This window comes from Rossellomorea vietnamensis (assembly GCF_025398035.1).
Taxonomy (GTDB): Bacteria; Bacillota; Bacilli; order Bacillales; family Bacillaceae_B; genus Rossellomorea; species Rossellomorea vietnamensis_B.
In genome coordinates this window covers 2885948-2900105 of sequence record NZ_CP104558.1, presented here as the reverse complement: position 1 = coordinate 2900105, position 14158 = coordinate 2885948, and the positions used below count along the sequence as shown (strand labels likewise).

The 14158-nt window shown below is 40.2% G+C and carries 15 protein-coding genes; 4 read left to right on the top strand and 11 right to left on the bottom strand.

Annotated elements, in window-relative coordinates; translation table 11 throughout:
- Positions 1-29 precede the first annotated feature (29 nt).
- The 8 genes from N5C46_RS15005 to N5C46_RS14970 all read right to left on the bottom strand — a co-directional run bounded on the left by N5C46_RS15005 (position 30) and on the right by N5C46_RS14970 (position 5895).
- Positions 30-410: a hypothetical protein gene (locus N5C46_RS15005; RefSeq protein ID WP_261749205.1), complete on the bottom strand. Its 381-nt coding sequence runs from the start codon at positions 408-410 to the stop codon at positions 30-32.
- Positions 403-1200, bottom strand: a complete 798-nt coding sequence (locus N5C46_RS15000) for a hypothetical protein (RefSeq protein WP_261749204.1) — start codon at positions 1198-1200, stop codon at positions 403-405. Before N5C46_RS15000 ends, N5C46_RS15005 begins: the two co-directional genes overlap by 8 nt.
- Before the next feature lie 23 nt (positions 1201-1223).
- Complete coding sequence (locus N5C46_RS14995; RefSeq protein ID WP_261749203.1) at positions 1224-2810, bottom strand: T7SS effector LXG polymorphic toxin; 1587 nt, start codon at positions 2808-2810, stop codon at positions 1224-1226.
- Between the two features lie 15 nt (positions 2811-2825).
- Positions 2826-3098, bottom strand: a complete 273-nt coding sequence (locus N5C46_RS14990; protein WP_261749202.1) for a YwqI/YxiC family protein — start codon at positions 3096-3098, stop codon at positions 2826-2828.
- A gap of 15 nt (positions 3099-3113) precedes the next feature.
- Positions 3114-3500 (bottom strand): DUF5082 domain-containing protein, encoded by a 387-nt coding sequence (locus N5C46_RS14985; protein ID WP_261749201.1) that lies wholly within the window; start codon positions 3498-3500, stop codon positions 3114-3116.
- A 251-nt stretch (positions 3501-3751) separates the two neighbouring features.
- Positions 3752-4456, bottom strand: a complete 705-nt coding sequence (locus N5C46_RS14980) for a hypothetical protein (protein WP_261749200.1) — start codon at positions 4454-4456, stop codon at positions 3752-3754.
- Positions 4443-4841: a hypothetical protein gene (locus tag N5C46_RS14975; protein ID WP_261749199.1), complete on the bottom strand. Its 399-nt coding sequence runs from the start codon at positions 4839-4841 to the stop codon at positions 4443-4445. The genes N5C46_RS14980 and N5C46_RS14975 overlap by 14 nt, the downstream gene beginning before the upstream one ends.
- Positions 4842-5196: 355 nt before the next feature.
- On the bottom strand, positions 5197-5895 hold the full coding sequence (locus N5C46_RS14970) for a hypothetical protein (protein ID WP_261749198.1): 699 nt from the start codon (positions 5893-5895) through the stop codon (positions 5197-5199).
- 191 nt (positions 5896-6086) lie between these two features.
- Here N5C46_RS14970 and N5C46_RS14965 point away from each other — a divergent pair, with 191 nt between their 5' ends.
- The 3 genes from N5C46_RS14965 to N5C46_RS14955 all read left to right on the top strand — a co-directional run bounded on the left by N5C46_RS14965 (position 6087) and on the right by N5C46_RS14955 (position 9560).
- Complete coding sequence (locus N5C46_RS14965) at positions 6087-6599, top strand: PH domain-containing protein (protein WP_261749197.1); 513 nt, start codon at positions 6087-6089, stop codon at positions 6597-6599.
- Positions 6596-8014 (top strand): PH domain-containing protein, encoded by a 1419-nt coding sequence (locus tag N5C46_RS14960; RefSeq protein ID WP_261749196.1) that lies wholly within the window; start codon positions 6596-6598, stop codon positions 8012-8014. Before N5C46_RS14965 ends, N5C46_RS14960 begins: the two co-directional genes overlap by 4 nt.
- Before the next feature lie 355 nt (positions 8015-8369).
- Positions 8370-9560 (top strand): MFS transporter, encoded by a 1191-nt coding sequence (locus N5C46_RS14955; protein ID WP_261749195.1) that lies wholly within the window; start codon positions 8370-8372, stop codon positions 9558-9560.
- Positions 9561-9788: 228 nt separating this feature from the next.
- On the opposite strand, the gene N5C46_RS14950 is transcribed toward N5C46_RS14955, so the two are convergent.
- Entirely contained in the window at positions 9789-11144 is a 1356-nt protein-coding gene (locus N5C46_RS14950) for an FAD-binding oxidoreductase (protein WP_261749194.1), read from the bottom strand.
- A 131-nt stretch (positions 11145-11275) separates the two neighbouring features.
- Positions 11276-11746, bottom strand: coding sequence for an inner membrane protein YiaA (yiaA, locus tag N5C46_RS14945; RefSeq protein ID WP_034764842.1), 471 nt, complete (start codon positions 11744-11746; stop codon positions 11276-11278).
- A 346-nt stretch (positions 11747-12092) separates the two neighbouring features.
- On the opposite strand from yiaA, the gene N5C46_RS14940 reads away from it, so the two are divergent.
- Positions 12093-13088, top strand: coding sequence for a tRNA dihydrouridine synthase (locus N5C46_RS14940; protein WP_261749193.1), 996 nt, complete (start codon positions 12093-12095; stop codon positions 13086-13088).
- Positions 13089-13168: 80 nt separating this feature from the next.
- Here N5C46_RS14940 and N5C46_RS14935 read toward each other — a convergent pair whose 3' ends face one another.
- On the bottom strand, positions 13169-14149 hold the full coding sequence (locus tag N5C46_RS14935) for a Gfo/Idh/MocA family protein (protein ID WP_261749192.1): 981 nt from the start codon (positions 14147-14149) through the stop codon (positions 13169-13171).
- Positions 14150-14158: the final 9 nt, after the last annotated feature.

The following is a 14158-nucleotide window of genomic DNA, read 5'->3' as shown; positions in this document are numbered from 1 at the left end:
TGTCCCCCTAAAGATCATTCCTTTTACTATTAATCAAAGATACCAACTATTCCAAACCCTATCCACATAAGAGATATGAAAAAACCTAGGCCCAAAAGCTTGTTAACCAGAAAAGGAAGACGGTTTAATACATTTTGAACATAATAGTTTATACCTGAAGTGAAAATAGCCACGTATTTATAGAAGTAGCTGCCTAGACTATCTTTTTCTTCAAAGACATTTACTTCATATAATGCAATAATCAACCGTTGAGTAAAGATAGAAATAAAAGCAAACACGCAATTAGCCGCAATCATTAGAGGGACGAAGGCACTTGGAAGAGGAATATTTATTCCAGATAAAGAAAAAGAAATAAGAGTCATTACTATAACCATTAAAATAAATCCTAGCATTTTCTTTTTATTAAACATGCGTGGAGTCTCCTAAAAAAAAGTAATCAAGTATTTCCTGATTTATCTTTTCAAAATAAGTATCAATTTTTGTAGGTATAACATAAACCTCTTTATCATTAATTCTTTCATAATCTAAGTGCCAGACAAACTTTTCACTTGGTAGCATAAAAATCACTTGATGAATATGTAAGTTATCATTTATATAATCCATTTCCATAAATGATAGATTATCGAATTCCTTATTATTATTTTTAAAATCTTGAAGGAATTGTTTCAACTCCACTTCTATCTTCTTATCGTTAATTATATTATCAATAACTTTAGGGTCTAAATTATGAAGCTCATCATACATTTGATCTGATAATAGTAAAGTCTGTTGTATTTCAACACTCTGGTCAGGTAAATCATTTTTATAGTATTTTAATAAAAGCTGAAAAACATCATCTTTTATTTTGTGAATAGCGAAAGAGTGAATTTGGTTTTTAATTTCTTGTATCAGAACTGTTTTTTCATCTAAAAGATGAATAAATAGTATTTGCGTAGCTTTTATTAATCTCACTTTTTTCTTTGAATGAACAAGTAAATGTAAAAGATCCTCTAACCCGGATACAAGGGATGAAGAACGTTCTTCTTCCCAATATCCCTTTGATTTTAAAGAGATTTCGACTTCCTCAATGTATCTAGTTAGTTTTTCTTCATCATTGATTAGGTGCATATTATTCAACACTTGGCTAGCCATATTTTCATAACCGCATAAGGCCAAGGAGGCCGCAAATTCCATAGTAGTTAAATCGATAGAATTACCCATAAAATTCTCCCGTCAAAAATAATCTAATTAAACAATCCAGAAACAAAATCACCGACACCTGAAACTTTATCTTTTACATCATCAACAGTATTATTAAACGTTTCCTTAACTTCTCCGATTTTCTCTTCACTCCACTTCCCTGCTTTTTCTCCAATATCTTTTATTTGATCTTCGAAATTAATTGATGCAACGATACCTGCAGTTGCACCAATAGCACCTCCTATAAGAGTACCAGGACCAGGACAGATAAGAGTGCCAATAAATGCTCCACCTGTAGTCATTCCTGCCACTCCTACATCCATTCCGATTCCAGCAGTTGCTCTCCCCACCTTTTCTGCTACCGACTTATTCTTATTCTGATCACTAAAAAATTCGCCTGAGTTTGTACCAATCGAAAATAAAATACCTGCATAAGGAATTTTTCTCGCAATAGCTTTTACTGCCTTCATATCGGTAACTTGAGATGCTGTCCCTTTTAAATCTAATACGGCACGCTTATAAACTTCCGTTTGACTTGGTGAAAACTTTAAATACGGGTGTTGATGTTCTAATATTTTTTTATAGCTTTTTAAATTAGTTCCTGGATTTAACCCCGCTAGATGGCGTAACATCCTACTTGGAGCATTTTGAAATTTGGAGAAATAATTTTGGATGCTAGATATAGAACTAGAACTTCCTTTTTTTAGTATTCCATGAATCGTATTTGCAAGTTTTGATCCGTATGCACCATTCTTACCCTTGATCCAATCAGGGTGAGCCTTTACGATAAAATTTCCTTTTCCATCTCTAGTTAGAATAATTCGTTTGGATAATAAAATTGAAGCAGCCATCGTACCCTTTAAGGCATCCATTCCCCCATTCATTTTTCCCATTTTATCTAACCAATCAGCTACGTTACCTGCCATTGTAGAATCGTTTTGTTGTTCAGAAAGTTCTGTTGCGGAGTCGATTAACTTATTAATGAAATCATTCTCTGTAAAATATTTGTTAATCTCTTTAATCGTACTTTCACTTAACACTACTCCCCCTTTTGACCAACCCTTAATATTCCCTATGAGTTCAGAGATATTTTGGATTTGATCTATAGAAGGCTGTAGAATATTTGAACCTTGATAATCAGTCTTGGCAAGATTTTCTACCGTTTCGTGATTGTGCCTGCGCGCTTGTTCTACGGAGGAATGAATGAGATTCATTGATAGAGGTGAGGCACTTACCAAATCACTCACCTTACTAAAATCATGATTAATACTTTCAATTACATCCTCTGTTAATCTATCAAGCTTTTCAAGTCCTTGCTTAACGTCATATTCTATAAAATCCTGACTAACTACCCCATTTTCACTTTCATAGTCTAACAGTATGTTCTGGATTTCTTTCAATTGGTTTATATATTCATCTAAAAATTGATTGAACAATATGAGTGCAGGTACGTGAAGGACAGTAAAATGTTCTTTAATTGCCTCTCCTGTACTTCCCGAAAGCGAACGTTCTAAGTCTATCACCTTATTCAAGGAATTACGTATATCTAAAATCTGTTTTTTTTCATCTTCTTTCTTACTAACTGTTAATTCCAACTCAGTAAGGATTTCAGAAACGTTAAGTACCTTCATTCTATTTTCTCCTTATTAGCGTATTCTTTTGGCAAGTCCTTGATCTCTTGCAAATAGCTCCTCCACACTATCAGAGGAATCTTGCTGTACATTCTGTAGAATAGACTTATATTGATTTAATACTTGATAATAGTTTTTTTCAATCTGTAATAACTTATTAATTAGATCTAATTTATTTTGGGTGAAATTAATTTGGGGATTGCTTGCATCTAGTGAATGTATAGTATTCCTAAGTTCTTCTAATGCACTACTCACTTCACTTTTTACAATTTGTATCTCTTCTGTCATAATTTCAACTCTCTTCTATGAATTGATTAATTGTGAAATATTTTCTCTCTTTGAAGATATTGAATTCATTACTTGTTGGTTTTCTGCTTCAAAATAGGAGATTTTCTCTTCAATACCATGCAACAATCCTTCTATACCTTCATTTCCTACTTTATTGTAGGAATCTTCAATAGTAGATCTAATTCCTAGAAATACATTGGCATGTCTTCCACTCCAAACATCGACAGTCAATTGAGGTTCCTCAACGAGCCTTTTGTTTGCAAAATATATTTCTTGATTTGCTTCGATATCCCTCTTGGCCAATTTCAACCTGATGAGTTTCTCTTGATTGTCTGCTAGTTGAGTATTTAAAAATGATAAATCACTTTGCAATTGATTAATTATAAAATCATTATTACTCATGGCATTTCCTCCTTACACTCCAAAACCGATTCCCACTTTTTTCTAATATAATCATTCTATAAAAATATTGTTATTTCCGACATAGGAAGTACTAAAATGAACAAAAATGAATCTTTTTTACCACAACCTTTTATTCATTATTAAATACCATTTAACTTTATTTAATAAACATTTTTTTACAATTAAATATTATTTTTATTGGAGTGATCGAAAAAGCGAAAAACAGTCCTTTCCTAATTTCCTAATTCACCTTACCTTTGTTTTCTTGCCTTCTTAGGTAACCCAAACTGAGGATATACCTTCTTAACTGTCTCTTCATGTTTCAAAATAAAATAGTATCGGTGGACAGATATTGAAAAAAAAGCGGTGAGTATTGATAGGATGGACACTCCCGTAATGATGATGATCACAAAAAGAGATTCCGTCATGAACGTAGAAAGCAGAATATGGGCAATGACATACCCGATACTTGAAGCGGTTAAAATAGGAGATAACTTGAACTTATGGTCATTCCGCTGAAGTCTTGTATACGTCCCAGAATACAACATTCTATGATTAAACAGCTGGAAAAACACCAGCAAACCCAGTAGGAAAAGCACACCTAATATAAATGGAACCCTGCCACTCAATCCGGCATGCACATACAAAAATTTTTGAATCACCAAAAAATACACATATGTATTCACGATGCCATATATACCGAAAAACAGGTAGTACGACTTTTCAAACTGAAACGGGGCCACCACGTAAAGGATTGCCCATATATGTAATAATGCCACCGGTAAAACAGCCGGCCAGACAAAGGCGTAGGAGAAGGGCTCCCCCAAAATGGGAAGGAGTCCAATGATGTCTAAAAAAATGATAAAAAACGTAATGATATTTCTTCTATTTTCTTTCGGTGTTTGCAAATTTAAATAAGATAATATGATCGGTTCAATACATTTATGCTTTTTCATGTTTTCTCCTCTTTTCACCTTTTCTCTCAATCATCGTTCTTTCTTTTTCCGGTAACCCGAATTGGGGATAAACCTGTTTTACCTTCTCGATGTTTCTTCTGATATAAAAATATTTATGGATGCTGGTCGAAAAGTAAGCTGTCGCCACGGAGAGTATAGAGAACACTGCAATGATCATAAGGGTTTTTACTGATTCTACAAAGAAGGACGATAGGATTACCTGTCCCAGTACGTAGCCAATGCCTGAGGCGGAAGCAATCGGAGAAAGGTTTACAGTTTTTTCTCCTTTCTGAAGACGTGAGTACGTCCCTGAATACAATAAGCGGATGTTCATCCAATTCATGATGAGAAGGAGGGAGGCAAATAGAATTAATCCTAAAACCAATGGGGCTATTCCGATTATTTGAAAATGAGAATATATCAATTTTTGTATGACTAAAAAGTATATGAAGGTATTGATAACCCCGTACACTCCGAAAAATAGATAATAGGATCTCTCAAACGTATAAGGAGCAATTATATATGGAGTGGCCCACAGGTGAATTAATATCACCGGAATCATGCCACCCCAAAATAACGAAGGAATCAATGGCTCTCCCAGAAGGAAAAGCACACCAATGAGATCCAGAAAAACGAAAAAGAACACGAATATATTACTCCTGTTTTCGCTGGGTGATTGGAACCTTAAATAAGACAGAGTAATATCATCTACCTTCTCATGCTTCAACGATAAAATCCCCCTAACCAAACTTTCTGGAATCCTTTGGTTTCCCAAAATCAGGATACATTTTCAACACTTTTTCCTTATTTTTTTGTATATAAATATACCGGTGAATGAAAGTAGATAAATAAGCAGTAACGACCGATACAACCGAATACGCCATCATTAATACAATCATAAAAGCTGAGTCAGTGAGCATATAGGACATTAAAAACTGTGCAGCAACGTATCCAAAAGTTGAGAAAGCGACAATTGATGAAATAGTGAATGGGGACTTTCCATCTTGGATTTTGACATAGGTACCGGAATAAAGCATTTTCACATGAAAAAACTGAATAAATACCAATAGAAACACCATAAGCACTAATCCTATGTAAAAGAAGCGGCTGCTTTCTACACCGATATGAAGATATAAAAGCTTTTGAATAACAAGGAAAAATACATACGTATTTACAATCCCAAAAACTCCAATGTATAAGTAATAAGATCGTTCAAATTTATAGGGAGCAACGATATAAAGAATGCCCCATAAATGAATAAAGACAGCCGGTGCCAGTGCAGCCCAGAAGAAGGAGGAAGAAAAAGGAATGCTCAGTAAAGGAAGCAATCCTAAAAAGTCCAAAAGGAGGATTAGAAACCCTATTACATTTCTTCTGTTTTCTTTAGGAAACTGCATATTGCTAAGGTACACACGGGTAATATCATCTATATCTTTCAATTTCTTCAGTTCTACTCACCTCAATAGTCGTACACTTATCTAAAATTTACCATATCACTCACTATATCACAGAAATTTCTTAGTGATATTATCTATCAGTTCGAATTACTTAATAGATATCACGATTAATTTCCATATTCTATGAAACTATTTATTTCTTAAAACCGTAAATATAGACAGAGGTGAACCATATGTACTTACATATAACAGAACCAACGGAAACCATATCAAATAAAGCCACCAAAGTCTGGAGGATCTCCAACACGATTGGGCATACAACTGCACTGCTCATCATAGGAATTTCTATATTTTGTACAAACCAATTGGACTGGTACGACTGGGTTGGGATCGTCCTGTACCTACTGGGGGGTCTACTCATTCTTTCTGCCATTTTCTCCATCTTCATTGAACCTATTTATTTACAAAGAACATGGCGCTACCAGGTTGACCGGGAATTTGTCCAGCTGAAATTCGGAAAGTGGCAGCAGCAGCACATTTTGATCCCAATGGAAAAAGTGGAATACGTCCGAACCGAGCAAGGACCGATCATGCGTCGGTATGATCTTTATGACCTGGAAATCGGGACCACGACTTCCAATCATAAAATACCGTCCATTTCATCCGATATTGCAAAATCATTAAAAATAGAGATTGCCACCTTTGCAAAAATAAGGGATACCGAAGAAGGAGAAATGGGAGCATGATCAAACCTTCGAAACGATATCATCCCGCGTATATTCTCGTTGAACTAATATCAATCGTAAAGAATCAGTTTGGATTCTATCTCCTCCTGTTCATCCTGAAGGCAAACTCCACTGCCGGATGGGTAGTATGGAGCCGCTATGCATTGTTAATCGTGACAGCGGGTTCTGTTGTCTCTATTTTCACCAAGTGGTTCTCAAACCGCTATGAATTAGGAACGGAGTCCATCATCTTCAAAGAAGGGATGTTCATTAAAAAGCAAAAAACCGTTGCCTGGAACCGGATCCATAGCCACAGGTCCCACACCACCTTCGTCCATCGCTGGTTCGGATTAACCTCTTTAACCATGGAGACCGGAACAAGCGACGAGGACGCAACCTGCAATTTTCCTGTTATTACACAGGCTGAAAAGGAACGAATCCTGACTCACCTTGAACAAACCCAGGAATTCACTGAATTGAAAGAAGAGACGATACCAGAACGAAGGGTACACTTCCAGACGACCAGGAAGGATCTGATCAAAGCATCTTTTACCTCACTCAGCTTTCTGGCGATCTTCCCGTTATTAAGTGCCGTCTATTTCAATTTGGCAGACTTCTTTGCCATTGAGAAATCTGCGGAAAGTGCCTGGCATTACCTTGTTGGACATATATGGATTCTTGTCATTTTATTCCTTGCTGCCATTTTGCTGTCCATTTTGATTGGCTTCGTGAAAACGTCTATAAAGTACGGAAACTACGTCATCAGCGATGATCACGAACGGATTTATATCGAGAAAGGGATTGGAAATGAGGTAAGTTTCTCTATTCCAAAGAATAAAGTGCAAGCGGTCAGAGTCGAACAATCCATTGTCAAAAGAATGATAGGACTCGTATCCGTCAAATTGATCAGTGCCGGTTCGTCCGAAGAGGAGATCAGTTCGTTTTATCCGTTTATGCCGAAAAAGGAAGCCTATGACATGCTACACACCATCCTACCCCAGTATCCAGTCAAGGAGAATACCGAGCGCTTTCCTCTAAAAGTCCTTTGGCTGAAGCTTATCCAGCCGTATTATCTGACAATCGTTTCGATTGCTGGATTTTGGATCTTCAAAATGGAATGGATGTGGGGGGCAGGAATAATCTTTGCCGTTTCCATTTTACTTAGATTTCTTGATTATTGGTTTACGAGCTATTCACGTCAGGGACAAACGATCCAAATCCGTAAAGGAGGTTTGATCAATGAAACCTTCATCACTCATCGTAATCGGATCCAGCAGGTAATGGTAAAACACTCTTTTCTCGAGCGTAAGTTTGGTGTGGCTACCATCACGTTTTCAAACCGGGCAAACCCCGCCCATGAAAGTTTGTTGTTTGGAGTATCAAGTGAGGAAGCTGAAACATTTTACCAATGGTACTATCAAAAATCCGTCTCTTAGTGAGACGGATCTGTTCTAGCGTTCTCGATAGCACTTGCTTAGTTGTCCAACACATGGTTTTCAATTAATTCATGGTGGTGGATCAACATAAATTGTTGTTCTACTATCTGTTCAAATTCATCACATTCTTCCTTATTAATGAACTTATTTAGAAGATATATCCACATTTACCTCAAATCAAACCAGATCGTAAAGTAAAAAAGAAGACGCTGTGCAGGACATGAAAATGGAGTCCTGCTCTTTTGCGACTATTTTAATCAGAAGGCTTCCTGTATAAAAACGGTTTATGGTATGATGGTTAAATTGTTTGCCCACTCTAACCCATATGGATATTCAACTTAGAAAAGAGGTACTTATGAAAGAAACGGTATTATCTAAACAACATTGGTTCCTTATTTTTACTCTTACATTACTAACATTTGTTCTCGGGACAAGCGAATTTGTCATCGTCGGGATTTTAACGGAGATTTCTTCAAGTCTTCATATAACCAATGCAAAGGCAGGCACGCTCGTTTCAGCTTTTGCGATTACCTTTGCCATAGCCACGCCCATTGTCATGTCGGCAACAAGCCATTTTCCAAAGCGAAAATGGGTGTTGTGTTTGATAGGGTCGTTCATCGTTTTGAATGCTTTGTGCGTGATTTCAACAAGCTACGTCATGCTTATGGCGCTTAGGATGCTGACAGCGATTGTGACAGGCGTATTGATCTCCCTTGCCATGACAATCGCCAGTGAAGCCATTCCCGTCACAAAAAGAGGCGTCGCCATCTCATTCGTGTTCGGCGGATTCACCCTGGCAAACGTCATCGGAGTCCCAATCGGAACGGTCATTGCCGAATGGTACAACTGGCATGCTACGTTCCTTTTGACGACGTTACTAGGTGTTGTTGCCTTTTTGGCATCTTTCATGAATTTACCGAGTAAGCTTAGTCAATACCGCAGTTCCATGCGTGATCAGTTCTCCTTATTGACCCACCCCAGGATTCTGATGGCTTTCTTCATTCCGTCCCTTGGCTTCGGGGCGACCTATGCAGTATTTACGTATCTTGTCCCAATTCTGAACAAGATGGGAGCACCAGGCAGCTCCATCAGCTTGATCCTGTTCGCTTACGGGTTCATTTCGATTTTCAGCAACATCCTTGCAGGGAAGATTGCCAGTCACAATGCCATCGGACGCCTCCGATTCGTGTTTCTTATCCAGGCATTTGTCCTGTTTGCCCTGTACTTTACGACCGATCATTTTATTGTTGGATTAATGAACATTGGATTGATGTCTCTGATGGCCATCCTCCTTACCACCTCGACCCAGCTTTACTTGATCGACCTTGCCGGTGTGTATCAACCGAAAGCGACCGGCCTCGCCGCTTCCCTGATGCCGGTTGCGAGCAACGTCGGCATCGCCATGGGATCGGCACTCGGTGGTCTTGTCTACCACCAGGGACCGTTGATGAATGTGACGCTCGTCGGCGGAGTGGTTGCGATTTGTGCGAGTCTGCTCACTTTCTTGAGTTATCGGTTGGATCAGAAGCAGGTTACAACTGCATAACGTTCATAAAAGAAGTATCCAGAACGTTTTATTGTTCTTGGATACTTCTTTTTTATGGAGTATTTTTTATAGAAAGAATCATGCGAGAAATGAACTGGATCGTGCGGGGATTTCTATTATCGTGCGGTTTAAACGTTTTTCATGCGAGATTTCAACTAATCATGCGTAGCTTAGAAAAATCGTGCCGGCATGTCGAATGTTCTTATTCAGCAGCCAAACAGCCACTCTTTATCTCAACCCCTGAGGGAACCTGAACACATTATACGGATCATATTTCTTATTCACCTTATCCAATCTTTTCGCATTCTCCCCAAAGTACTCACATTCATAATTCCTAAGTTTGTTGATGGGAAAATTCACATAGGACCCTTCTGTGATGCTTTTAATATATTCAAAACGGCCTCTGACCCATTCCCGGTTTTCTTCCGCAGCAGAATCTTCTGTCCATACCGACTGGATACCCATGATGTATCTTGCATCCCTATAGAAGAAGGCCGTTTCTCTTTTACCGACACACCTGATTTCCCCGCCCATTGCATAAAAGGATACCGCCGCGTACACGGAACCTGCTGCCGGTTCCTGCACCAGGTCTGCGATATGCTTAAGCTCGGAAGGTGAATAACGCCTTTGAACAAATCTGCCCGTCGACTTGAATTTTTCAGATGGAGGATACGTTTCTTCCACTTTTTTCACCGCTTCAAGGAATGAGGAGGTCTCAAGCTCTACCCGGAATCCTTCCACCTCTGCAAAAGGCTGTAAAATCTCCCTGGCACGTGCAGATGAGCCATAGAAAAATCCTGTCGCAAAGATACCCAGTCCTTCACCTTCAGCGTTATAGAAACTGACCACAATCGTCATCCGTTTATCAAGTCCAGGTAACCAGTTCTGCCAAACGTTCATCACTTGTGCCTGCTTTTCACTGGTGGTGCCCACATAATAGAACCTTACTAGCGTGACAGGACAATTCGTCGGTTCCGGAAGTTGGAAGGTCATACTGACAATGACCCCGAAATTCCCTCCGCCGGCACCACCGCATGCCCAGAACAGATCGGAGTTGCAATATTTGTTTGCCCTGATAAGCCTTCCCTGGTAGTCGACCAGCTCCAACTCAATCAGACTGTCACATCCCAATCCGTAAAGCCTGCTCGAAAATCCCCAGCCACCACCGAGTGTAAATCCCGACACACCAACCGTCGGACAAGTCCCCCCCGGGAAAACATAGCCATTGGATCCTATCAGATCATATACTTCTGTATTCTTTGCTCCCGCTTCTATTTTCAACATGTTCCGTTGCTTGTCCAATTTCAGCTCATTCAAACGACTGATATCAATGACCAACACCAAATCACCGGTAGAATACCCTTCATAATGATGCCCGCCTGACCGTATACGGATACTGACATGATGCTTTCGTGCCCAACAGATGGCATTCACCACATCCTTCTTTCTTTCACAATACACAATCACCAACGGAAACTTATTGATGGCTCGATTCCATTCCTGTCGGGCTTCGTCATAAACCGAATCCTTCACCGTCACCACTTCGCCCGTAAGACCTTTTAAAAACCCTGGATCTTGGTACACATTTCTCACCTCTATAGATACTGATTAATCGTCTTGTTACTAAAGTATTCGTATTGACGATGAGATGAGTGGGCTTGTCAGGAACGTTTTAACGACAAAGGGCAGTACTGTAATCAGTACCACCCCCATCATTAATCTCTGTCTCTTGCCACCTGTGTGTCCCTGATATTTTTTTGAATCGTAATGGCCGCAAACAGACTAAGAACAAACGACATTCCATAAAATCCTTTTTCACTTAAGATGATACTTCCGGCGTTATAAAGTCCGATGGTCATCAACGATACGGCTACAATGACGGCAAACCAGCTGAGCCCATAATAGATGCCCGAAACAGGGATATCCTCTTCCTTGTCTCTTACCGCTTTTTGCAGGGATACAGCTGCATAGAGTCCGAATACCAATACTGCAAAGTAATACCCCTTCTCATTCAGTTCCATTCCGGCATTGAACAAGCCGATCAAATAAGCGGAAACCCCAATCACAAGAGCTGCCCAACTTGCCCCTTTAAATGCGGAAGTTGGTTCCCCTTCTTTTCTTTCCACCTTAATTTTCGGTTTCTTTTCATCACTCTTCATTAACGGATTTTCATTCAACTCAGACATTGGCCGCTCCCCTTTACTGTCGCAGGTCGATACACTGCTTCTGTAAACAATTATAGCAATTTTTTACAGATTGTGTTCGGTATTATAAAATAAATTCTTCCATATTCAACGTACTGAAAGCCCTATTCCGACCGCCTTATTAAACGATTTGGGATTTGGTGCATTTTTCTTCAATAATTAGTATTTCCCTCCCAACAAGACGACACGTTCCCTTGCACTTTTCGTCCAATACCATTAAAGTATATACTGGTTGGAATCCATCCTGACCGGGCATGGATAACAGTAAAGCATCTTACTTTTTAATTTTGGGAACATGCTTCCCTAAAGGAAAGGGTTTAAATAGAGTATGAAAGAAAATTTCTGGCATGAGTTGCCTAAGCCATTTTTTGTTCTGGCACCGATGGAAGCCGTGACCGATGTCGTTTTTCGTCATGTGGTGAGTGAAGCGGCGAGACCTGACGTGTTTTTTACAGAGTTCACGAATACAGAAAGCTACTGTCATCCGAAGGGAAAGGACAGCGTACGCGGGCGTCTGACGTTCACGGAAGACGAACAGCCGATGGTCGCTCACATTTGGGGTGATAAACCTGAATACTTCCGTCAAACGAGTATCGGTGTGGCTAAAATGGGCTTTCGCGGAATCGACATCAACATGGGATGTCCGGTGCACAATGTGGCAGCGAATGGAAAAGGATCCGGCCTGATCCGCCGACCGGATGTCGCAGCGGAAATCATCCAGGCAGCCAAAGCAGGAGGACTTCCCGTCAGTGTGAAAACACGACTTGGTTACACAAAAGTCGAGGAGTGGCACGACTGGCTGAAACACTTGTTGGAACAGGACATTGTCAATCTTTCCATCCACCTTCGCACGAAAAAGGAAATGAGTGACGTGGATGCCCACTGGGAGCTGATTCCTGAAATCAAGAAGCTTCGTGACGAAATCGCCCCTCATACATTACTGACGATCAACGGAGACATCCCTGACCGAGAGAAGGGACTTGAACTTGCGGAGAAATACGGTGTGGACGGCATTATGATCGGACGGGGGATCTTCCATAATCCGTTCGCTTTCGAAAAGGAGAAGAAAGACCATACGAGTGGGGAATTGCTCGATCTTCTTCGCCTGCAGCTCGATCTTCATGATAAGTATTCGGAAGAACTTGAGCCACGCCAATTCAAACCGCTTCGCCGCTTCTTTAAGATCTACGTACGTGGATTCAGGGGAGCGAGTGAGTTACGAAATCGCCTGATGGAATCAGAGACCACCGATGAAGTCCGTGCTTTGCTTGATGAATATGCGGATGCAGTGAAAGATGCGGAAGGATTTTCTGTGTCTAAGTAAATAAAAGTAATGAAAAAAGAGAGAGGAGCTAACCAATGCACCTCTCTCTTTTTTTACCGATGCTTTATAGCAGCAGGCTGCTAATTCCCTACAATCTTATCCATTACCCAGTTAGTACGTGCACCAGAGTCTCCAGTACTCGTACACGAAACGCCACTCCCGGTCAGCTCCTTCACAATGGTTTCGACAAGCGGCTGATGGACATGAAGCGGCCGATCAAAACTCCATTGCTCTTTTCCTTCGACAGTCGTCAATGTGACGGGATCATCTCCAAATGTAGAAAAGCTGATTTTCCCTTTGCTTCCGACGATTTCATTCTTATCCACATTTTCAAAAGCCGTGAAACACCATGTCCCAACACCTTGAACGCCGGATTCAAACTGATATGTACCCGTCACGATATCTTCCGCCTCGTAAAATCCCCCTTGATTGGAAGCAAAACCTTTTGCTTCTTGAATCGGTCCGAGTAGAAAATCAAGTATATCAAGGGTATGGCTGGCCAAATCGAAGAACAAGCCACCTCCCGCTATCTCAGGCTGAACACGCCAAGGTAATTGATCTGACCCTTTTACGTCTTCACCTGCTGTTTGATACTGAGTCGATGAGACAAAACGAACGTCTCCGATTGCATTTTGATCAAGCAATTCTTTTATCTTCAAAAAGCGTTCCTGAGCCCGGCGATAGTATGCCACATACAAAGGGACACCGGCTTCCTCACAAGCAGCCACCATCTCATTGCATTCATTGAAGGTACGTGCCATCGGCTTCTCCACATAAACAGGTTTCCCAGCAGCCGCTGCCGTCAGCGTATATTCCTTATGTGAGCCTGGCGGCGTAGCAATATAAACTGCATCCACATCAGGATCGTTAATCAGGGCATTAGCATCATCGTACCATTTCGCTACCCCATGTCTTTCAGCATAATCCTTCGCCAGCTCACCTGTCCTCCGCATGACGGCAACAAGCTCTGAGTTCTTTACCTTTTGAAATGCAGGGCCACTTTTCTTTTCTGTCACATCTCCGCAGCCGATGATTCCCCATCGGACTTTATTGTATGTCATGATCTCGTT